Source organism: Desulfatitalea alkaliphila, assembly GCF_022968795.1.
Classification (GTDB): domain Bacteria; phylum Desulfobacterota; class Desulfobacteria; order Desulfobacterales; family Desulfosarcinaceae; genus Desulfatitalea; species Desulfatitalea alkaliphila.
Map to the genome: position 1 here is coordinate 1 of NZ_JALJRB010000021.1, position 20,960 is coordinate 20,960.

At 48.7% G+C, this 20,960-nt stretch carries 17 protein-coding genes and 1 pseudogene; 1 reads left to right on the top strand and 17 read right to left on the bottom strand.

Annotated elements, in window-relative coordinates; all coding sequences use genetic code 11:
- Positions 1-157: 157 nt before the first annotated feature.
- A pseudogene (locus MRX98_RS16045) lies at positions 158-457 on the top strand (transposase); the annotation flags it as partial.
- 197 nt (positions 458-654) lie between these two features.
- Here the strand turns inward: MRX98_RS16045 and MRX98_RS16050 are convergent.
- The 17 genes from MRX98_RS16050 to MRX98_RS16130 form a co-directional block, all read right to left on the bottom strand.
- The gene (locus MRX98_RS16050) at positions 655-1,863 is read right to left on the bottom strand and encodes an O-antigen ligase family protein (RefSeq protein WP_246912104.1); all 1,209 of its coding nucleotides are present in this window, start codon (positions 1,861-1,863) and stop codon (positions 655-657) included.
- A 9-nt stretch (positions 1,864-1,872) separates the two neighbouring features.
- On the bottom strand, positions 1,873-3,567 hold the full coding sequence (locus MRX98_RS16055; protein WP_246912112.1) for an asparagine synthase-related protein: 1,695 nt from the start codon (positions 3,565-3,567) through the stop codon (positions 1,873-1,875).
- 16 nt (positions 3,568-3,583) lie between these two features.
- Complete coding sequence (locus tag MRX98_RS16060; RefSeq protein WP_246912115.1) at positions 3,584-5,014, bottom strand: lipopolysaccharide biosynthesis protein; 1,431 nt, start codon at positions 5,012-5,014, stop codon at positions 3,584-3,586.
- A gap of 81 nt (positions 5,015-5,095) precedes the next feature.
- Positions 5,096-6,178: a GNAT family N-acetyltransferase gene (locus MRX98_RS16065; protein WP_246912117.1), complete on the bottom strand. Its 1,083-nt coding sequence runs from the start codon at positions 6,176-6,178 to the stop codon at positions 5,096-5,098.
- Positions 6,162-7,562 (bottom strand): glycosyltransferase, encoded by a 1,401-nt coding sequence (locus MRX98_RS16070; RefSeq protein ID WP_246912119.1) that lies wholly within the window; start codon positions 7,560-7,562, stop codon positions 6,162-6,164. Before MRX98_RS16070 ends, MRX98_RS16065 begins: the two co-directional genes overlap by 17 nt.
- Positions 7,553-8,968, bottom strand: coding sequence for a polysaccharide deacetylase family protein (locus MRX98_RS16075; RefSeq protein WP_246912121.1), 1,416 nt, complete (start codon positions 8,966-8,968; stop codon positions 7,553-7,555). The genes MRX98_RS16070 and MRX98_RS16075 overlap by 10 nt, the downstream gene beginning before the upstream one ends.
- Before the next feature lie 44 nt (positions 8,969-9,012).
- Positions 9,013-10,440 carry a DUF362 domain-containing protein gene (locus MRX98_RS16080; RefSeq protein WP_246912123.1) on the bottom strand — a complete coding sequence of 476 codons (1,428 nt, stop codon included), beginning with the start codon at positions 10,438-10,440 and terminating at the stop codon, positions 9,013-9,015.
- Between the two features lie 226 nt (positions 10,441-10,666).
- The gene (gene xrtW / locus MRX98_RS16085; RefSeq protein ID WP_246912125.1) at positions 10,667-12,199 is read right to left on the bottom strand and encodes an exosortase W; all 1,533 of its coding nucleotides are present in this window, start codon (positions 12,197-12,199) and stop codon (positions 10,667-10,669) included.
- Positions 12,200-12,311: 112 nt separating this feature from the next.
- Positions 12,312-13,475 carry a DegT/DnrJ/EryC1/StrS family aminotransferase gene (locus MRX98_RS16090; RefSeq protein WP_246912132.1) on the bottom strand — a complete coding sequence of 388 codons (1,164 nt, stop codon included), beginning with the start codon at positions 13,473-13,475 and terminating at the stop codon, positions 12,312-12,314.
- A 128-nt stretch (positions 13,476-13,603) separates the two neighbouring features.
- Complete coding sequence (locus tag MRX98_RS16095; RefSeq protein ID WP_246912135.1) at positions 13,604-14,671, bottom strand: FemAB family XrtA/PEP-CTERM system-associated protein; 1,068 nt, start codon at positions 14,669-14,671, stop codon at positions 13,604-13,606.
- Between the two features lie 67 nt (positions 14,672-14,738).
- On the bottom strand, positions 14,739-16,301 hold the full coding sequence (locus MRX98_RS16100; RefSeq protein ID WP_246912138.1) for a class I adenylate-forming enzyme family protein: 1,563 nt from the start codon (positions 16,299-16,301) through the stop codon (positions 14,739-14,741).
- Between the two features lie 8 nt (positions 16,302-16,309).
- Positions 16,310-16,579 (bottom strand): acyl carrier protein, encoded by a 270-nt coding sequence (locus MRX98_RS16105; protein ID WP_246912140.1) that lies wholly within the window; start codon positions 16,577-16,579, stop codon positions 16,310-16,312.
- Positions 16,580-16,668: 89 nt separating this feature from the next.
- A complete protein-coding gene (locus MRX98_RS16110) occupies positions 16,669-17,526 on the bottom strand; it encodes a N5-glutamine methyltransferase family protein (protein ID WP_246912148.1) in 858 nt (285 codons plus the stop codon).
- A gap of 488 nt (positions 17,527-18,014) precedes the next feature.
- Positions 18,015-19,994: an asparagine synthase (glutamine-hydrolyzing) gene (gene asnB / locus MRX98_RS16115; RefSeq protein ID WP_246912150.1), complete on the bottom strand. Its 1,980-nt coding sequence runs from the start codon at positions 19,992-19,994 to the stop codon at positions 18,015-18,017.
- A gap of 71 nt (positions 19,995-20,065) precedes the next feature.
- Positions 20,066-20,434 (bottom strand): HepT-like ribonuclease domain-containing protein, encoded by a 369-nt coding sequence (locus MRX98_RS16120; protein WP_343217770.1) that lies wholly within the window; start codon positions 20,432-20,434, stop codon positions 20,066-20,068.
- Positions 20,427-20,729: a nucleotidyltransferase family protein gene (locus MRX98_RS16125; protein WP_246912163.1), complete on the bottom strand. Its 303-nt coding sequence runs from the start codon at positions 20,727-20,729 to the stop codon at positions 20,427-20,429. Before MRX98_RS16125 ends, MRX98_RS16120 begins: the two co-directional genes overlap by 8 nt.
- Complete coding sequence (locus MRX98_RS16130) at positions 20,726-20,944, bottom strand: type II toxin-antitoxin system VapB family antitoxin (RefSeq protein ID WP_246912166.1); 219 nt, start codon at positions 20,942-20,944, stop codon at positions 20,726-20,728. The genes MRX98_RS16125 and MRX98_RS16130 overlap by 4 nt, the downstream gene beginning before the upstream one ends.
- Positions 20,945-20,960: the final 16 nt, after the last annotated feature.

Below are 20,960 nucleotides of genomic sequence, written 5' to 3' on the forward strand. Positions count from 1 at the left end.
TCCCAAAAGCCTGGTGGGCAACAAGGGTTCTCGAAAGTATCTGAAAATCGAAAAAGGCAGTACCAGCATCGACGAGCGCAAGATCGAGCACGAAGCCCGGTTTGACGGCAAGTGGGTGCTCACCACCAATACGGACCTTGCGGCTGACCAGGTGGCCGACGGAGGCTTTGCATCGAAAAACAACCTCAAGCTTGCCAAGGACCGCAAGATCAAGGATGTGTGCTTTGCCAAAAAGCGCGGGTGGCAAGAAACCGATATGTGCCGCAGCGAGTATGTGTATCATCGGCTGCGTTGCTTTCGTGCCGGTATTGAATCCGGCATATCCTGGTTGAAGCGCAGCATGGGACTCACCCGTTGCACCTGGAAAGGCTGGGAGGCCTTCAAATCCTATGTTTGGTCTTCGGTCGTTGCGGCCAACTTGTTGACCATCGCAAGGAAGAGGTTGGCCGCAGCATAGAAGAAATGCTCGGGAAACCAGGCTGCCATGGGCTCTTCCAGAACAGGTGCGCGCGAAGTATTCGCTGAAGTTAAAGAATAATGACGATCTGACAAATTCAGGCGAAACGGCATCAGGTTTTTCTATTTTTCGGATCATAAAAGTAAATGTGTTGCCCAAAACTAGCTATTTCTGGATGGACACTAGTTAATAGACGCTTACTTATCATCAATAATTTGCCCCATAACCGCTGTGAACCCTATATAAAAAACCCAGTATAACGAGTATGCCTGACTAACAAACATACTGGCAACAAACATACCTGAAAATCCAACCAGCCCCATCTCTCCGACCTTAGTCAACTGATCATTTATTGTATATTTCATAGCCCTAATAAATATACGGACGGCATTTAAACTCAATGCAATGTAAAGAATAAGTCCAACAAAGCCAGTTTCAGTTCCGATTTGTACAATTGAATTATGTGCATTCTGCCATCTAGCGATCTCAAGTCCTCTTTGTTGACGATCCAAACCAACTGCAAATGAAAAATTGCCTACACCGACACCGGTGATCGGATTTGACATCAACGCACGCAAGCCAATATTCCAGATTCCCAATCGCCCTGTTTCGTCCTGAACATTGTAGTCACTTTCGAATGATAAAATGGAAAGATATCGCTCGGTATCAATATTTGTGAATGAGAAAAGGAGCACACACGCCACAATAAGAACCGCTTTAAAAGAAATTTTTAGAGTTTTAAAAGTAAAAAATAACAAAACTAAAAATGATAGACAAAGGCCTAATAATCCACCCCTTGAACCTGTAAATAATATCAACAAAAGGCCAAATGAAAAGGTGCAAAGACATGCTATGCGAACCCAAAGAGGATTAGGTTTGAAAAGAAACAATAAATTAATTGGCAAAAATCCAAGGGCAAAATATGCTAAATCGTTTGGGTCAAACATAGTCCCATAAGACAACCGGCCTGTTCCAGGAGCGAATTCGCGTAAAGCAAAGAAAAAATAGAGTCCACTTCCTATACAACAAGTTAACAAAACATTCCTCAATCGCTCAATAGAATTGATCAACTTAAAAAATATGCAAACAAACAATACTGCAACAATATATTCGGTAAGGACGATCTCAAAGGAGACCCTGGCGTAAAGTGAAAATGGAATACCCAAGATCATAACTACATACAGCAGAAGAAACTTTCTTAATTGGCTGCTTTGAAATAATAATTGGCCAGGCAAATATTTATAATAGGCAATAACTGTGGTCAATGCCAGACCGCTAGTTATCATTGCAGGCCGAAAGGGAGCAAAAATAGGGAACAAGTCCTGAGGACGGCACAAGAGAAAAAAGGTCCATAAATAGAAAATAAAATTAACATTAGAAATGTTATTCGATTTTGTTTCCTGCATGATCGTCAATCAAGTTTTGTGAGCAAATATTTTGCCTGCTTTTATTATATAATCAAAGTTTTTTAAGCACAGTAAATGCGCCAACACAACAAAAAGATACTTGGCCCGATTTAGTGGATCAATAGTTCTAGCAAATATACCGACCTTGAATCCTTCGATACCTTCAGACGTTTGTTTCTTTATTCTATCGAAAAATCTTTGATTAGTCCTATCCCATTGATATTCAAGGTCCCTTTCAATTGGAAGTGGGCATGGAACATGACCTGGATAAGTCTGCCAAGGAACTTCATAGACTATGGAAGGAAATAGCCTAAATAATTCATGATACATCTTATGGTTAAGTCTATAATCAAGTGGTAAGCTCAAAACATATTCGAGAAGTAGAGAATCGAAAAATGGAAGTTGATATTCGGTGCCATGAAAATCAAGATTTTCATAAATGTTATGGAGATGTCTTCTCTGGTCATTAAACATTAAAAACAAAAAAATCTTTTGGCCCTTATCCTCACATTCAATTCGACCCAACTCTTTAGATATTGCATTTTGAAGTAATTTAGAATATTCTTGCTTTTTCTCAGTTTTTATTACTCCTATCGGCAATGCATAGGAATTTTTATCATTGAAATATTGAATTGCATCCAATTGATCAGAACACCGGAATTGCTCGACCACATATTCATCTAAATAAACGCATCCAAGCCCAACACTACCGCCATCACCTGACCAAATAGTTTGAGAACGAGAACAATTAATTTTTTTCTCCTCTGATAAATACATAACTGATTTTGCCATGTGGCTCATTGATTTTTCAGGGTACGGCATGACATGGAATGGACACCCTGCCACATCAGCAAATTGCTTTGCGAAAATCTTATCCTGCGCTGAATCTGCCGAACAATTGAATGTGTGCACATCAACGCCCATATCTACCAGTGTGGCAACAATTGTTCTTGAATCCATACCGCCACTCAAAAAAGCAAGCACACTCGAATCATTTTTGAGTCGTAATTTGATGGCGTCACAAAAAATTTCATATGTATTGTTTAATGCGTCAACCATTTGTATATCACGTTGCTTGATCTGATCCCAGCGCCAATAATGCGTAGAAATGGTTTTATTATCTGCGAAATTTACTATTTCTGCTTCCCGTATTGCCTTAATGTGTTTATATCTAGTTCTGTCCGCCAGGGGAATTCCAAAAGCAAATATTTCAGATAGAGCCGATTGATCTACTTCCTTAGGAATCATAGACACGGTTTCAAGAACTTTAAGGGCTGTAGAAAAAATGACAAAATTATTATCCGACCAGTAGTAAATAGGCCTGATACCCAGCTTGTCTGCACACAACTCAAATATTGGATTTTGCCCATTTATAAATCTTGCTGCACAAAAAACTCCCCTAACGGGTGCCAATTTAGCATAAGTCTTGTTTTTTAAGATTTCATTAATCGATATATGATCGGCCTCTATTCCGAATTCGGACAGGAATGGTTCTCCGGCCAACAAAGAGAATGAATTGTTGTCATCGGCTTTAATGCCAGGATATTTTGTTAAAGCTTTCGTGTATCCCCGAATTACAAAGTAACTTTTTTCATATTTTTCCTCCAACTCCAAACTACTTTTTGCAGAAAAAATACTTTTAATTTCATCAACTACTTTTTTATCGATACAATTTTTGTTCATCGAAACTATACCAGCAAACATATAATTCACCCTATCATTAATTTTTTACAAGATTCGCTACCTCACGAAGACCAAACCGATTTATAACTAGCGTTATTATCATGTAGCTAAGTGCTCCACTAAATATCAGCAGAAGCATTTGCAAAATATTAATGTCTAAAGTACTTAAACTTCTAATGAAAAATACGGAACCATACATTACCGCACCGGAGATCAAGGGCATTGAAATAGCCTTGAAAATTGATAAGAATGCCACCTTTAACACTCTGATTGTCAACAGAATCTGCAATGTAAAGACGAATGGGAACACCAGTAACCATGACAAACTCACACCCAACAACCCCCAATGCGACCCGACAAAAAAAGCTATTGGTAACAACGCAGAAGGAATGACAACCAACATAAATGAAACATCGGCCCGACCAACTCCAAAAACGGCTGTCGACATCAAATTACTGATCATCCGCAGGGGTATGATTAGTGCTATGATTTGCATCGGCACAACAGCCTGCAACCATTTTTCACTCAAAAAAACCTGAATGATTTCCGGAGAAATACTTGAAATCCCCCATAATACCGGAAAAGTTATAAAACTCATAACCCTTACCGCTTTTAAAAAGTGTCGACCTACCAGTTCGATATCAGTCTGAACGCTGGAAAATGCGGGAAAGGCTACTTGGTTAATAATTCCTGAAACTTTTTCCATTGGCATGGTTGCCAGCATCAAACCTACGGAATAAAAACCTAAGAGATCTTTTCCAAGCATTTTACCAATAATTAAAGTATCTGCATTTGAATACAGGTACCATAGAATTCTTCCGACGGTAACATAGCCACCAAATATGACAAATGATTTCATCCCACGCATGCTGATTCTTGGCAAATACATGATCGGTTGAGATATATTAAAACCAAGAGTTGATATAATACGAATTGTTAATGTTCCCCAAACCAGCGCCCATACACCGTAGCCCATCAATGCAAGTATAAGTGTTAATACAGAACCGGATATTGCCGAAGAAAAATCAACGATAGCAATTTGCCGAAATTTCATATCACGCAGCAATTGTGCTCTTGGTATAACGGCAAAAGAATTAATCATAAACTCCAGTGCCAAGACCTTAACCAATGACACAAGACGATGATCATTATAGAACTCTGCAATTAATGGCGCTGAAAAGAACATTATTAAATAAAAAAGTGTGCCCACCAGCAGGACTAATCCGAACAAAGATGAAAGTGTCGAATTGTCAATATGCTTGCGCTGCACAATAGCAGCACCAAGCCCCAACTCATTCAATAAAGCCAAAAAAGCGACAAAAACTCCAGCCAAAGCCATCAACCCATAATCTTCAGGGGATAGCAATCTAATGATCACAATGGTAATACACCAAGTGATCAACTGAGCCAACAACCTACCCGATGCCGACCAAGCAAGTCCGGACATGACTTTTTGTTTTAGATTCATTAGACTTTCAACAGTTCCATGATCATTAAAAAAGCAGTTATCAGTGTTGACCCTGCGTCTATTTTACGAATTTAAAAAGGGTTACCCCATTCTTCCTTCCGTCAAGGCCATGGATATCGACCAATTTTTGATATCCATCACAAAAGAGGGATCTACCTGTTGATCATCGATATGTAGCACGAAATTTATCACATGAACCCTTTTCCGTAGTCCCCACCGAATATAATGATCCATTATGCCGGCATCCTTTGGGTGTTCTGAGCGCCAACAATTGACATAGGAAACATTTTTCGCTTTGAAATGGGACATTGCCCGTTGATATAGCGCGTACAGAACGACATCGGAACTCCCCCCCTCGATACAGGTATCGAGGATATATCCGGTTCCGTGATCACCGCCGTCAACCGAAACAGCCATCCATCCAAGCAACTTTCCCTCGCACCGGGCTGCGATAAAAAATGCCTGGGCAAAAGGGTTGTGCTGATAACGCCACTCCAGGTAATCACGACTGCGCTCGACATCGATTACACCTTGTGTAGGTATTTCCGCCGCAATTTTTGCGGCATCAGCGGGCATCATCGGCCCCGTAGTTGTTTCAATCTGTTGATTGGCAATTTCCTTTCGAAGCTTTATTGTGCTGCAAACTTTATCTAAGAAAGAAGCCTCAAGCAGGTCGTTTGATTTGCCGAGCTTGTTTTTCAGCCACACCTTTGTTTTGTATTTCAAACGCAAGTCTTGCTGCAGGGCATACAACTTACCCGCCTCCTGAAACCCGGCCATGACGAAATCACGCGGTTTGCTGGTGAATCCGAAAATAACGGGGATACCACGGTTAAATGCGTCTGTTCTACCTCTATTCACCAGTTCCTTGAAAAAGCCTTTTCTCACGGCAACGAAGCGCTCCTGTGGCTTGATCATGGCGCCTTCGGCCTTGCCGAGATATATTTTTTTTCCATTGCAGAATGCCGGCAGGGGAAGGATGGCATAATGTCCGATGATTTCTTTGTCTTTGCATATAACGTAAATGACTGATGGTCCGGCTGCCGTATCGCGATACTCCCACGCCCACTGCGCCAATGTTCTGGGCTGGGGGTAGATTTGCCTGTATAGATCAAGTATTCCTGTTTCATCGCCCGTTTGATAGGGCCTAATTTCGTAGTTCATCGTCTGTATTCTTTGTTTGAAAACCAGATGTTGGAGCACATTGGGTGTCATGCATCATGTACAGCTGCTGTTCGATAATTTCCATCAGTTGCCTTGCGGTCGCCTCACGGGAAAAAACTTTGAAAAATTCGGTATTCGACCGGCGCTCTTTTCGTTGGCCCCCTTCACGCTTGTTCATGGCATCGAGAATGGCGTCTGCAACCTTCTCGGGTTCCCGTGTCCCGACCAGGTAGGAATCAGGGCTGTACTTGCGCACGATATCGCTGGGTTCGCCTTCGGGAATGGTTGCCAGCAAAGGCACATTGAGAGCCAACCCGTCAAAAATTTTTGTCCCCATGTTGGCCTCGACAATTCGCAATAACTGTAAATCAGCACCGGCCAGAATATTGAGCATTTTCTGGTAAGGAATCATCCCGTTGACGATGACCAGGTCTTCTATGGCGTACTCTTTTGCCTTGTCTTTGATACGCTTTCCATCGCCACCATAATACAAAAACTGAAAGTTATCGGCGGTGATGTTGCCGGCAGCTTGCAGGTGAGCCAGGGCCTGAAAAAACACATCGGACTTTATATAGTCAAAATAAAAATTACCGCCGTAGACAACCGTGAATTTAGGGAAATCCTCACGCTCATCGACCCTGATATCGGCGGGTTCTATGCCGTTGTAAATGGTACAGATTTTATCGTGTATCCAGGGATACTGCTGGATGTAGCGTTGCCTTATTTCATCCGGCGTGACCACAAATACATCGGTGTGGCGCAGCAGCCAGGTTTCCAGTGTGCGATTGATGTAACGCCGATAACTTGGCACGTCGTTTAGGGGAAACGGTGGTATTTCCAGCGCAAAGGGGTCGCGAAAATCGATAACCAGCGGCTTGCCGGTCAACTTTTTGAGCAGCACGCCGGCAACTGCGGAGCTGAACGGCGTGCAGGAAACATAAATCAGATCGATGCTCTGTTTGCGCATCAACTGACACCCTTTGATGGTTGCTGCAGGAATCCAGCCCCAGAACAAATCGGGGATATTCATCAGATCGTAAAAGGGATTGCGTTTTAATTGAATACCGAACGATCGCAGGGCACGGGTGAGCAGGCCGTTCAATTTTCCAAGAAACCAATAGGTGTTCACCCACGAACGGCAATAAACGACATCAACCCCTTCCGGTGGCCTATCGTTACCGACCCTGCAGAAGACAGGATCCGGGTTACTTACACTCAGCACCGTCGGCTTCCATCCGTATTTTTTGAAATAGCGGGAAAAGGCGACGCTGCGGCGGCAGCCGACATCCGTTAAGGGTGGATAGTAGTAACAGAGCATCAGGAGGTTGCGCCCTGTGGCATTCGCTGCGATGTCCCGGTGATCACCCCGCCCCATTATTGCCATCGTCCACCCCACGTGCGGGCCAGTTCGTCGGCGGTGGAAAAAGACGCATTCTTTTCGATCAGATAATCCAGGCTGTTTTCATAAACCTGTCTCCATGCAGGCTCTTCGGCCAGGAGAAAGGTGTTGTGCCAGTTAAAGACAATACTACCGCGGATGTCGGCCACATGATCGATCATGGCCTTGATACGCACTTCGGCCTGCGGCGGCGGCAGGTGCTGATAGTCGCGGAAGGTGCCGTCCATGATCGACATGGGAATCTCAAGCATATCGATGGTTTGGCGTCGCTGCGGATCGAAGGGTTTGAAAGGCGAACAAAAGCCCGCGCGGAACCCTTCGCGCTCGGCAAAGCCCAATGTGGAATCGTATATCAACCCGGTTTCGTGAACGATATGGTATGACTCAGGAATCTTGAACCGGAGGAAATGATTTCTTGCCCCGATGATGGTACAGTCGGCCATTTGTTCAATGGCTATTTTCTCGGTGGTGCGTTTTTCCGTATTGATATAAGAGTCGTATCCGGGGTGCAAACCGATTTCATGACCGGCGGCGGCGATACTTTGTAACTGTTTAGCGTACTTGTCGAGGTCCAGACCCCAGAGATTGTCGGAACAGAGCAAAATGAACCAGGTGGATTTAATGCCTCGCTGCGCCTGGGTTTGCATGATGTAATCGAAGGTCTCGTTTCTATCTTTTCCCATCCCGGCACGGACCTTCATATACCTTAACAGGTGCGCGGCAGAGCTCCCCATGCCTTGTGAGGTCAGCCTTGCTTTTGCCGCCGACAGCACCGATCTGATCTTGCCGAAATGATACGGAATGTCAATATCATGGCTGATGACCGCTTCCAGATTGGCGGAACGAAACGGTATGGTTACCTTGTATTGTTCCTTTATCCAGAGAACGAGTTGCTGCAAATAGAGATGGATCAGCGATTTTCCCAGGTCTTCGGCTAAAACGCTGTTGCTGAATTTATATCTATCGTGTTGATCGCGATCCTCAATTTCGAAGCATTCTTCGTATCGCGACAAAAGCCAAAAGCTCGACAGGATGATATCCTGATCGATCATCAACCCTTTATAATTTCCGGCATCGGGCGTCGCTTTATCTGGAGACTGGATGATCGGGCAGTCCCCGAACCGACGCTTGATTGTTTTGGCGCGTTTTCCCTGGGTATACTTCTTCCAGAACAGGCTATCCGCGATGATCCATATTCGACATTCTTCAGGTACTGCAAGGTTTTTGATATTTTCTGGTGAAAAGTAGCCTAAGGCAACGGCGTCCGCTTCAAGGGGTGTTTGGAAATCCTGAACCTGGATGTCTGCTGCCAGGACACTTGAAAATACCCTGGCAACATATTCCACTTCCTTCTTGAATGAACTGTCATCGATGAGGAAAGTTATCTGCATATCCTGCCCCCAAGGCCATCAGGAAGATTATCTGAACGACTATTTCAAACTGCAACCAGATCGATTTTTCGCGGCATGATGTTTCCGATACCCTCTTCGTGGCACTTTTCAATAAAGCGGTACAGGGGTTGGTCTTTTTGGGTCGGATCATTTAATTTCATCAAGCCGTCATGCCATATATAATCATTGTTGTTTCGGGTCATGGGCAATAGAATTTCGCGGCAGGCCGTATAATCCAAAGCAACGGGATCCCGGGATGCCAAAATGGCTCTGGGATAACCACTTAGCTCTTTTTGCGTTCTTGACCCCCAACCCACCCAGTGGGCAGTTATGATATTTAAATCCGCGATCCGGACTTCCCGCATGAAAGTGCCAAGTACGCCGCCGGTATGCTCAAAATATTGCCAGTTGTATTGATTGATCCAATTTCTTACCCGCCAGGGGTATTTATCCTGAAGCGGAAGGCGCAAATCCCGCAACCCGATGAAATGGGTGTTGTAATACCCGTCCGGGGTGCTGCCATGGAAGCCACAGGTCATGTCCACGATGCCCATGTAATTTTTGATGGAGGCGGTCGCGCCCACATAGGGCCCGTGGTGGTTGATGGCGGAGAAGTTGATGAACTTTACCGGCTGATCGATGTAGGCACCGTCTTTCCAGGCGCCGTTTTTGAAGTCGATGGTGACGCCGCTGTAAGCCGAGGTGAAAACCGGCCAGGTCAGGAGGCAGCGGCGCCCCAGGGAACTGGTATAGACGATGTCGCGGCTCCAGACGTAGCCATCGCCCTCGCCGGGCCCCTTGACGATCTTGGACCCGAGCTGATCGTCGCCTTCGATGGGGTTCGGGTTGGGGCCTGCGCCCCGCCAGTGGTATTTGGTCACATTCGGGTGGCCGCGATCCTGGAAATGGGCCACCAGCTCATTATAGTTGAAATCGCCATTGCGCTCTTCGGTGGTCCACCCGCGCGAGTTTGGTTCGGCAAACTGGTGATTGTCGGCGATGATGATTTCCCCCGAAAAACCCGGGATGGCCAGAACCGTTTCCATGAATGCCTTCATGGTGTTGGTGTTGGTCATGCCCTGGGCCCACCACTGTGAATTTGGTTTGAGGATTATGATATCTTCAGGGCCAATAAATTGTTCTATGCCACCCAAGGCATCTAGGATAGCAGCCATGTTGTTTTCGGGGGTATCTCCCTGGGCCAAATAGACGCGAGAGCGCCCATCCGGCCCAACACCCAAAGGATATTGTTGCGTTACGTTATTTCCGGCGTGAGCCAATCCGGCGTTTGATACCGTATGATTGCCATTGCCCTTTCGGCCGAGTTTTTGGAAGAAACCCAAGAATCCCAAAGTTATTGCAACAATAAGACCGGCTATACCCTTGAGGAAAGTCCTTTTATTTAAACGCCTTGCAGCGATTGAGCAAGGCGTGCTCTCTTGGTGATGTGTTTCATTGTTGTGTTTAGCCATTTGAGATCAACTCCTTATTGATGATCGATGGCCCTGCCGTTTTCAACAGGATCGCATAGCCCCCGGCACTGAAGTTTTGTACAAGCGGCTTTTGACAAACACATGATGAACGGCGCTGATGAAGGCCGCTGCCATTCATTGATCACAGCCCTGTTGAATTCCGGTTTCCATCGATTTGTTCTTTAAATTTTTGGCTTCTTCACAAATGGTTGCGCAGCCCGGAAAGTCATATTTGCTTTCCGCTAATCAAAAGAGGCAGCCGCGCCTCGATCATTGAGACCATCTCTTCTATTACCGCTTTTATCTGACTTGAATCATTATGCGTTCGCAGCACAACGACGGCACCATTTGTTTTTCTTTTAGCAAATCCACTCCAGAAAGTGATGATTTTGCCAGCCAATTCATTGGTAACGATCCGGCCATCGATATAATACCAATGATAAACTGTGGATGGTGGTTGGTCATCTCTCAATTGTGATCTATTAATAAAAAATGAGGGCCGGTGTTTGGAAATTTCGACTTTTTCCGCCTCCAGGTGCATCCAGTAACGCCGGCCGTCGATAATTTTCCTGTCCCTGCCCTGGCTTTCAAAATAGCCGATGTAGAGTTCAACACTGCTGCCGTCATTGTCCCGATAGCGCCGCATTAGCTCTTGGTCGGCGGCAAAGGGCCTAAGTCGCTCATCGAACTGATCCAACGCTGTCCCGGTAAAGCCGGAAATATAGACGGGCAATTCCGCGAGAGGCGTCTTGAGCGGCACCTGTTGCGGCGTATAGAGGTGTGTGATCCCCAATGTGAGCACAAACAGGGTTGAGGCTACGAGGGCTGGTGTCTTGTATTTCGGGGTTGATCCATTCAAAGACTGCTTTGCAGGGGATGATATTCGGCGGTCATCCAGGGCGTCCCCGCCATTTAGCTGTTCGCGGGCCTCGTTTTTCTTTCCATCCAGCTTTCTGAGCACTTGATTGAAAATAACAAGCACGATCATGCCAAAAAAGAAAATGAAAGAAACGTATAAGGTTTCGTAGGGGCCATGCAATTCGGCATCCGGGTTGTACAAAGCGTAAATTCCGATAAGGGCAATGCGCAACCCATTGGCTAAAATACCAATGACCAGGGAAGCTATGACAACCAGCGCTTTTCGGGCGGTTGTGCGTTGCGTCAGATAGGCCAAGGGGACCGACAAGGCCGCAAGAGAAATGATATGACTGATGCCGCTGCAAGCTCTGGCTACTTCCAATGAGATATGGGGCAGCTCAATCATGATGCCCCTATGGAAAACGGGCATTCCCGTCAATGCAAGGAGTTTGACGGCGATCCATGCAGAAATCTGCTGGAGCTGGTCGGCCACGCTGCCCAAACCATATTCAATCAGCCCTGACAAAAATATCAGGTATCCGACCGGCACCAATAACGTTTTTAAAAACCCATAACCTAAAAGCAACCAGATATAGCCCAAGATCATCGGCACCATGGATACAACTTGAATGAGCATCGTGCTGCTGATCTTTCCGGCATACAGAACAAGACCGCTGAAAACGATCAGCAGCGTGCCGGGCAGAAGCGCCGGTTGCGCAGGTAGCGTTCGCAATTCTTGGCGCTTGAGCCAAATCAGGTATAGGCTGACGGCAAGGATCAGGGGTGCGTGGGAGCCGTCGGTGGTGAGTGTTTTGGCAATGAGATGCTGCAAAGCGTCATAATAGAGCGAAATGAATGCGCCGGCAAGAACGGCTGTCAATAGCATTTTCTTGAAATTCATTTCAGCTTAATCCTTATTGCTTCTCAGCAGCTCAGGGTACACAAACGAACCGTCCAGCAGTTTCCGGTTGTGTTCTGCAATCTTCGACACCGGGTTCAAATTGTCCTGTCACCTATAGAGCAACGGCATTATTGATTTCCGTCGCAATTTCGTCTGATAGCGTATCATCGATCGCCATGTGGGTGGGGAGCGTGTAGAGCTTGTCGGCAATTTCATCGGCACCCGGCGTTGCATGTGCGCCTATCTTCAGATAAGGCCGAATTGATTTTTCCGTCGGGATCGAATTCGGGTACATTCTACGGACACCCAGCCGTTTAAGGCTTTTTGTTAAGGTCTTGATAGGCAGCATCACGGGGTAACGTATGGCAGATGTCAGTACTTCGGTTGCGCTCATCCGGTATTGTTTATCAATCCGGTTGCTGTAAAGATTGGCCAGCCTAAGTCTATGGGCATTTAAAGTATCCAAAACGGGCAACCCCTTGGAGGCCATCCGTTCTGTTGTCTCAGAAATGTTCTTGATGGGAAAGCCGGGTTCGAAGATCGTTTCCCCAAGCCCGAGGGGCAGCATTTCCGGCAGCCAATAGCAGAACGGCTTGGACATCATCTTCACCACCGCGGAGGATACCAATGGTTGAATGTATCCAGTCGCGGAATTGGGCAAAGGAAGCGTTGATATAATGGAAGGGTGGTCATTAGAAAGCAATGCGCCCCCCTCTCCTATGGGCAATGGTTTGCCCCGGCCGAAACTCAGTATCCCGAAATCACCCATGGCGCCGGTGTTCTGGCCTTGCGGAAGCCTCCCGAGCAACTGCGCAGAATCTTCGATGAGGTAGGCACCGTTGGCTTTTGCAACCCGCTGAAGGCCATCCATCGGCGTTCGTCTACCGAAGAGATGCTGGGCGATGATTGCAAGTGTTTTGTCGGTTGCGGCACTCTCAAGGGAATCGAGATCCGGGTACAGGGTCTTGGGGTCAAGGTCGTAGACGGTGATTGTGAGGCCGGCTTTTGCGATTGCAGCGGCAACGGAATAGCAGGTGTAGCCGGGGATGAGGACTTCGTTGCGTTGCTCGGTCTTATTGCTTTTGAGGGTTTCGAGCAGTCTGAAAAGCAAGGCTCGGCCGCTTTGGCCCAGAACGCAGTGTTTGACGTTGAGGTAGCGGCAAAGGGCTGTGCTGAAGCTTTCCGATTGTTCGGAAAAGCCACTGAAGATGACCGCCCAGGGTATTTGGGTTTCGGCTGGGGGGTACCAATAGTATTTTTTGAATAGTTCGGACATTATAGAGGGTGATCGCTACCCCGGGAGATAAGAAGGAAGGTGGATCCGCTTCGCTTGATCCACCCTACGGGATTGAGTTTTTTGCTTGGTGGTGCCGATGAGGAAAGTCTCATTCGGCATTTGGGTTGTTAGAGGTTTATGTATTTTCTTACTTGGGGCCCTATACGGGTTGCCAGGGTTAGCGGCAGCTTTCGCCATGCCGCCGAAAGGTGCTCTCGATTTGCGTGGGTGCCATTTTGTGGGTGCGGCGCTTTATTGGAGGGCGTATTAACGGCATCATACCAGATCAGTGGTATCGGTTTCGCACCCCACTGTTGTTTGAATTTGTATGTCCCTTCACCCATGGTGGATCGTCCGAAGTCGAAGAGTTGAAATCCATTATCGGAACTGAACTTCAGAAAGTTCCAGTAAAGGAGCATGTTGGGTGCCAAACGGTTGTAAACCCGCAGGGTGGATGCCCAGGGTATGGAAATTTTATTGTCCGTCGCTAAGATGATGCCCATGCCGATTGTTTTGCCGTTATATTCCGCCAGTCCTATTTTTGCGCGATTTGAGAACCGGGAAAGGACCTCTCGCAAGAAAGTCTTGGAATGCACGGGTGATCCGAGCTCGTGCATGTTTTTCGCAAAAACGTGGTAAGCGGCATCGATGTCTGCAAGGTGGCCCCAGCGAAATTGGACGCCGTTTTTTTCTGCTTTCCGTACTTGGCTGCGCAGTTTGGATTTGAAACTGTTGAACAAGGCTTGCGAAGTGGATGGCAAGTTGAGGATTAGACGGACTTTTCCGGTGTTTATCCGGTTGAAATGGTGATCGGCGGCTGCTGCCGGCGTGAGGTCGCCACGAAGGTGGAGTGTGGTGGATTTGGTGTTGTGTTTGAGTCGTATGGCCTGATTGAGAAGCATATCTTGTGTGGCTGAATCATCGGCCAAGCAGTTGCCGACGTCGCAATAAGGCAAACTGACCAATTGGTTGATGAATGGTGCCAGGCGCAATTGGAATAGCGGGAGCACACCTGAAATGTTGTTGTTTTTTTGGGCAAGTAAATAGGTGGCGCGGTGGCCGTATGCGGTTTCGATGGCTTGTTTCCACGCCCATAGGTGATATGGGGTGGCGTTGGGGTGGTTTAGGATGTAGGTGTCCCATTGTGGCTTGTCGGGTTCTTGGGCTGTTTTTATGGTGATTTCGTTGTCAGCCATTTGAAACAATTTATTGCATTTGTGGGTGGTCGGTTGGTGGATCCGCTGCGCTTGATCCACCCTACGGTTAGGTATTGTTTGTTGGTCGTTGTAGGGCTTTTTTGTCTATTTTGCCGGAGTTTGATTTGGGCATGTTGTCGAGGAATTCGATGTATTTTGGGACCAGGAACGGTTCGAGGTTTTTGGTGCAGTGGCGTTGGATCTCCTCGTTGGTGAGTTTGGCGTTGTTGCTTGGAACGATGAAGGCTTTGATGGCTTGGCCGAGGATGTCGTCGGGGACGCCGATGACGGCGGCTTCGCTGACGCCTTCGAGGCTGCAGAGCATGTTTTCGATTTCTTTGGGGCTGACGCGTTCGCCTTTGGTTTTGATCATGTCGTCCTTGCGGCCGACGAAGTAGAGAAAGCCGTCCGCGTCCCGCTTGAACAGGTCGCCGGTGTACAGCAGGGTTTCGCCTCGGTAGCGGCCGGGGCGGAAGGTGCGGGCGGTCTCTTCCGGGCTGTTCCAGTAGCCTTGCATGACGTTGGCGCCGCGTACAACCAGCTCTCCTGTTTGGTCCGGTCCGAGTTCGTTGCCGTTTTCATCGACAATGAAAACCTCCTCGTTGGGCATGGGGATGCCGACGGAGGTGGGTTTGACGGATAGATATTCGGGTGGCAAGTAGGCGACCCGTTTGCATTCGGTCAATCCGTACATGGAGTAGATTTGCACATGGGGCAGCAGGTTTTGCAGCTTTTGGATGTAGGCGACGGGCAACGCTGCGGCGGTGTTGGACATATAACGCAGGTGGCTGAATTGGAATTTTGACAGATCGAGTTGAAGCAGCAGCGCGACCATGGTGGGCACGATGGGGAACCCGGTTGCTTTTTCCTGATCGATCTTTTCCAGCACCTTGTAAGGAAACATGAACGATTTTTCCAATACCACGGTGCCGCCGAAGAGCGTGGCCATGAGGATCTGGTAAAGACCGTAATCGAATGACAGCGGCAGGGCGCTGAGGATGATGTCGTTTTCCACATTCTTGAGGTAGGTGGAGATGCTGCGGGCCGCGGCCACCACGTTGTAATGGGCGGAGACGACGCCTTTGGGTTCACCGGTTGAGCCGGAGGTGTAGATGATGGTGGCGAGGTCGACATCAATTGAACGTGGTAGGTTGGGGGTTGATGGTTGGAGGTTGGTGGTGGCATCCGCATAGTTGTGGGAAGTTATGGTGGATGGCCAGCCGGTGGTGGTTTGGGGTTGGGAGCCGTGCCAGATGATGTGTTTTAGTGCTGGGGTGTCGGTTGTGGATTCTTGGACTACTTTTTGTTTGGTTGTATGGGTAATCAAGGCTGCGGCGCCGGAATCCCGGAAAATGTAGTTGAGTTTGACGGGTTTGATGGTCGGGTTCAGGCAAACGAAGACCGCGCCGGCTTTGAGGATGCCGAATATAGCAGTGACGGCTTCCGCGCTGTTGTCCAAGAGGATGACGACACGGTCGCCTCTTTTAATGCCGATTGTGACCAGGTAATGGGCCAGGTTGTCGGCGGTGGTGTTGAGGGCCTGATAGCTGATGCGCTGGTTGTCGGCTATCAAGGCGGTTTTGTCGCCAAGGCGTTGGGCCGAATTTTCGAGGAAACCGTGGACCAGCATGGTGGGCCTCAATTGACTTGGGAAACGGGCGCGGCTGCACGTTTGCGTTGGAGGAATTGCTCTATTTTATCGATGGATTCGAGATTTTCAGGGATGAGTTCGTCGTCTTCGATGGTAATGAAGAATTCTTTTTCAATGAATTCGACCAGTTCCAGGATGCCGGTGGAGTCGATGATGCCGGTTTCGAGGAAGGAGTCGGTGTCGGTTACCATGGTTTCGTCACCAAAGGTGAAGTTGTTGACGATGAAGGTTTTGATGGTTTGTTTGAGGTCGGACATGGTTGATGTTCCTTTTCTTGATATCGCGGGTGCTTGCGTATTGGTGGATCCGCCTCGCTTGATCCACCCTACGATGGTTTGGGTGATTTTCAAATGGGTTTCTTTTTTTGGGCGGCGACGACGCGGATCTCGCCAGTGGCGTCGCACGTGGTGGTGACCTGCTGGTATTGGTTGGTGCGTTCGAAGCGTTGGGCGAGCCATTTGCCTTGGCCGAGGCCGACTTCGCAGCAGATCCAGCCTTGGTCGGACAGGTAATTGGCGCCTTCCTTGACCAGGCGCGTCAGGATGGACAGGCCGAGTGGGCCGCCGTTGAATGCTTCGCGGGGTTCGTGTTGGATGATTTCGTCGGCCAATTGGGTGACCTTGGCTTCGGATATGTATGGTGGATTACAGATTATCATGGAGATGTTTTGCCGGCAGTAGATTGGGTTGAAGGCTTGGAGCAAATCACTTGCTACAAAGCCGACGCGTTGAGGATCGAGATTTAGGTAATTTCTATTGTCCTTGGCGCAGGTGAGCGCTTCGATGGATATGTCGGAACCTGTTATTTGTAAATGCGGTATGTGGGTGGCCAGGGCACAGGCCAGGTTGCCGGCGCCGGTGCAAAGGTCGATGGCGATCAACGGTTTATCGGTATTCGCACCAATATCGTGCAGGATGTTCAGGGCGGTGTTGCCGAGCAGTTCGGTTTCCTTGCGGGGGATCAGGGCGCGTGCATCTGCCAGGAGTTCGATGTTCATAAATTGCTGCCGGCCGGTCAGGTGCGCCAGAGGAATGCCGCTCAGCCTTTGTTTAATGAGCGTTTGGAGCACGGCTCGGCGCTGATCGTCGAGGATGGGCAGCGCGGTTTTGCTGGCGGTTTCCACGCTCATGGGGTTGCCTGCGGCTTTGTGCCAGAGGGCACAAACTGTGGCTTCGGCGTTTTCCTCGGGCTTGTCGGGCAGCATATGCAGCTGGGTGGTGACCGTTGCGGTTAGATCTGCGAATAATGCCGAGAGCGGGTTTGGTAGGTTGGCGTGTATACGCACGTTGATATAGCTCCGCCTGGTCGGTTACATGTGTTGAGAGCTGCCGATAGTGTTATTGGTGTCAAAGGTTTTTATTACACTTTCAAGTGTGTCTTCATGCATATCGTGTGCCTATTTTTGGGAATGTATGGGAATTCAAGAATTTGGATTGTTCTGGGGCTATTGGGAGCGCTTTGTCAATAAAATTGGCGCGATGGGTAGCAATTTATTGGCGGTTTTCAGGGTAACATTGTGCCAATTATGGGTATGATGTGACATAGTTGTTTGTATGTGGGTGGGTTGTTGGTTGTGGGTTGGGGGTTGGGGGTTGATATAAGGGGCGTTGGATCGGCTTTGTTTGGTTCGGCCTGCCCTTTCCGTTGGGTGGTGGATCCGCTTCGCTTGATCCACCCTACGGGGTGTGGGGGTTAGGGTTGTTTTTGGATGATTTTGTTGGGGGTGATGTGTTGGGTGTTTGGGGTTGGGGTGTTGGCGATGAAGTGGTGGTGGGCGAGTTGGGTGGAGAGGATGCCTACCACGGCCATGTTTTGGACTTCGCTGCCGTGGCCGCCGTTGCGGTATTTGTGCAGCAGGCGGGTCACTTTGAGCGGGTCGAAGAGGTTTGTTTTTTTGAGGTTTTCTTCGGAGAGCAGGGCATCTACGTAGTCGCTGGGGCCCGGGTTGAAAAAGACCTCCTGAATGGGGGCTCTGTAAGGTTGTTTGGGCCGGGTGCGGACGGTGTCGGGGATCAGGCCCTGGAAGCTTTTTTTGAGGATGTATTTTTCGTTCAGGCCGTTGATTTTCCAATGGGGCGGCATGCGCGCGGCGAAATCGATCACCCGGTAATCCAGGAATGGGAGGCGGATTTCCAGGGAGTGGGCCATGGCCGGGCGGTCTCCTTGGGAGGAGAGCAGGTAGTTGGACAAGAAGATGTCCATTTCCAGGTATTGGGCTCTGGACAGGGTGTCGCGGGTTGAAAAATTTGGGGGTAGGTTTGCCAGGGCCTGTTCGTCGGGGGCGTAGCCGGACAGGGCGGCTGCCAGGTCGTTGGAGAAAAAGCCGGTGTTCTTGCCGGTGTTGTTCCAGCGGATGCGGTGTGAAAAGCAGGGGTCTTCCAGGTCGCCGGGTTTGACAGCGTAAAAGGCGTAGAGGAAGGCGCTGCCGCGAGAGGCGTTTTTGAAGATGTAGGGGTAGAGTTTCTGGAGCAGCCGGGGGCGCTGGGTCGATCGGGGCTGCTTGGCCCAGAAGCTCCGGATTTTGGCCTCTTTGAAGATGTTGTAGCCGCCGAACACTTCGTCAGCGCCTTCGCCGGTGAGCACCACCTTGAAATTGTTGTCGCGCACCAGGCGCGAGAGCAGGTAGAGGGGGACGGGGGCGGTGCGCAGGATGGGCTTTTCACAGTGGTAGATGACATCGGGGAAGTTTTCCCGGATGAGCTGGTTTGTGGCCAGGGTCTGTTGGTGGTCGGTGCCCAGGTGGGCGATCATTTGGCGCTGGTAGCTGCTTTCGTCGAAGTCGCCTTCCTGAAACCCGATGGAAAATGTTTTGAGCTGGTTGTTGAAGTTGCGGGATATCAGGGCGGTGATCAGGGAAGAGTCCAGGCCGCCGGAGAGATATGCGCCCACGGGCACGTCGGCCCGGAGGCGAAGGCGCACGGCGTCAAGCAGGAGTTCGCGCAGGGCCTCGCCGGCTTCCGGGAGTGTGCCTTGCCAGCGTTGGTCCGGGGCGTAATAGGGGATCGTCCAGAAGGCGCGACAATCGATGCGGCCCCCTTTGACGGTCATGTAGTGGCCGGGGGGCAGTTCGTGAATGTTTTCGAAGAGGGTGCCTTCGCGGAGGGTGGTCCAGAAGGTGAAGATCTGGTGCAGGGCTTTGGGGTCGATGGCGCGGGGTACTTGGGGGTGAGTTAAGAGCGCCTTGATTTCGGAGGCGAAGAGCAGCTGGTTGTTGCACTGGGTATAGAAGAAGGGGCGGATGCCCACGCGGTCACGGGCCAGGAAGAGCTCTTTTTTGCGGTTGTCCCAGATGGCCAGGGAGAATTGGCCGTTGATTTTTTCCAGGCAGGCTGGGCCGTATTCTTCGTAGAGGTGCAGCAGCACCTCGGTGTCGGTGTCGGTGGTGAAGCGGTGGCCTTTGGCGAGCAGGTCGGGTTTGAGTTCGATGTAGTTGAATACCTCGCCGTTGTAGATGATCCAGAGGGTGCCGTCTTCGTTGCCGATGGGTTGGCCGCCGCCCTGGAGGCCGATGATGCTGAGTCGGGCGTGGCCGAGGCCGATGCGGTCATCGAGGTAGATGCCGCTTTCGTCCGGTCCGCGGTGGCGGATGGCGGAAACCATGGAGGTTAGTTGGTTGGGGGTTGGGGGTTGTTGGTTGGGGGTTAGGTTCAGGATGCCTGATATGCCGCACATGGGTGGTTCCTTGGGTATGGGGGTTGTTTGTTGAGGGTTGTTGGTGGTTGGTTGGGGGTGGAGAGTTTGGATCATCCGTTGTGAAGCAGATGGTTGAGTGTTGCCTTTAATTTCGGGATATGGTTCTTGCAGATGTCAAAAATGATTTCATAGTCTATCATCTCGTAATGGTGGGAAATGATGTCTCGCAGTCTCATTATCATCACCCACTCGATCTCAGGGAACCTATTAAGGATGGTGCTATCTATCTTATCGATTTTCTTTACTAACTCACCTATAACTTGCAAACGCATCGCAATCGCATCAAGGACAAGCGTTCCTTCGAATGAGGACACAAAATCATCCGGTGATTCAATTTGGGCAGCTCTTCCTTCCACCATTAGAATAGCTTCACTTATCCTGGCCAAGTAATCCCTGATTAGATTTTTCGAATTAGACATAAATTGTCTGGTGTTCTATTTTCTTTATGAATTGGTTATTAATTTTGTCACTTTTTCTAGTAATTTCAATATTTTTGCTGAATTTACGCTCTAAAAAAATTTGGAGACCGGCAAGATATTCAAACCGAGGTTCTTTTAGTTTTATCAGGATGTCGATATCGCTTTGTTCATTGGGGTTGCCCGTTGCATAAGAACCGAACAAACCTATTTCCACAACACCGAATCGTTCTTGCATTACCTTTTTGTCAGCCCTTAAACTATTGAGTATGTCGTCTTTCGTAAGTTTTGATTTCATGGGTCCTCTGAAACTGCGCGCAACTTCCGCGAGTCTTTATGGTCAAAATCGTTATGGAAATCGATTTTTCCTGCCAGGTCTGTTAAATCTTTTTGCTTTTTTACGATGATCAAAGTGCGCAAGGCTTCGTGAACCAAGTCTTTTGTGGTGCGGACGCCGCTTACCTGTATGGCTTCTTTTAGCAGTTGGTCATCAATTTCGATGTTTGTGCGCATGGCGATACTCGATGGA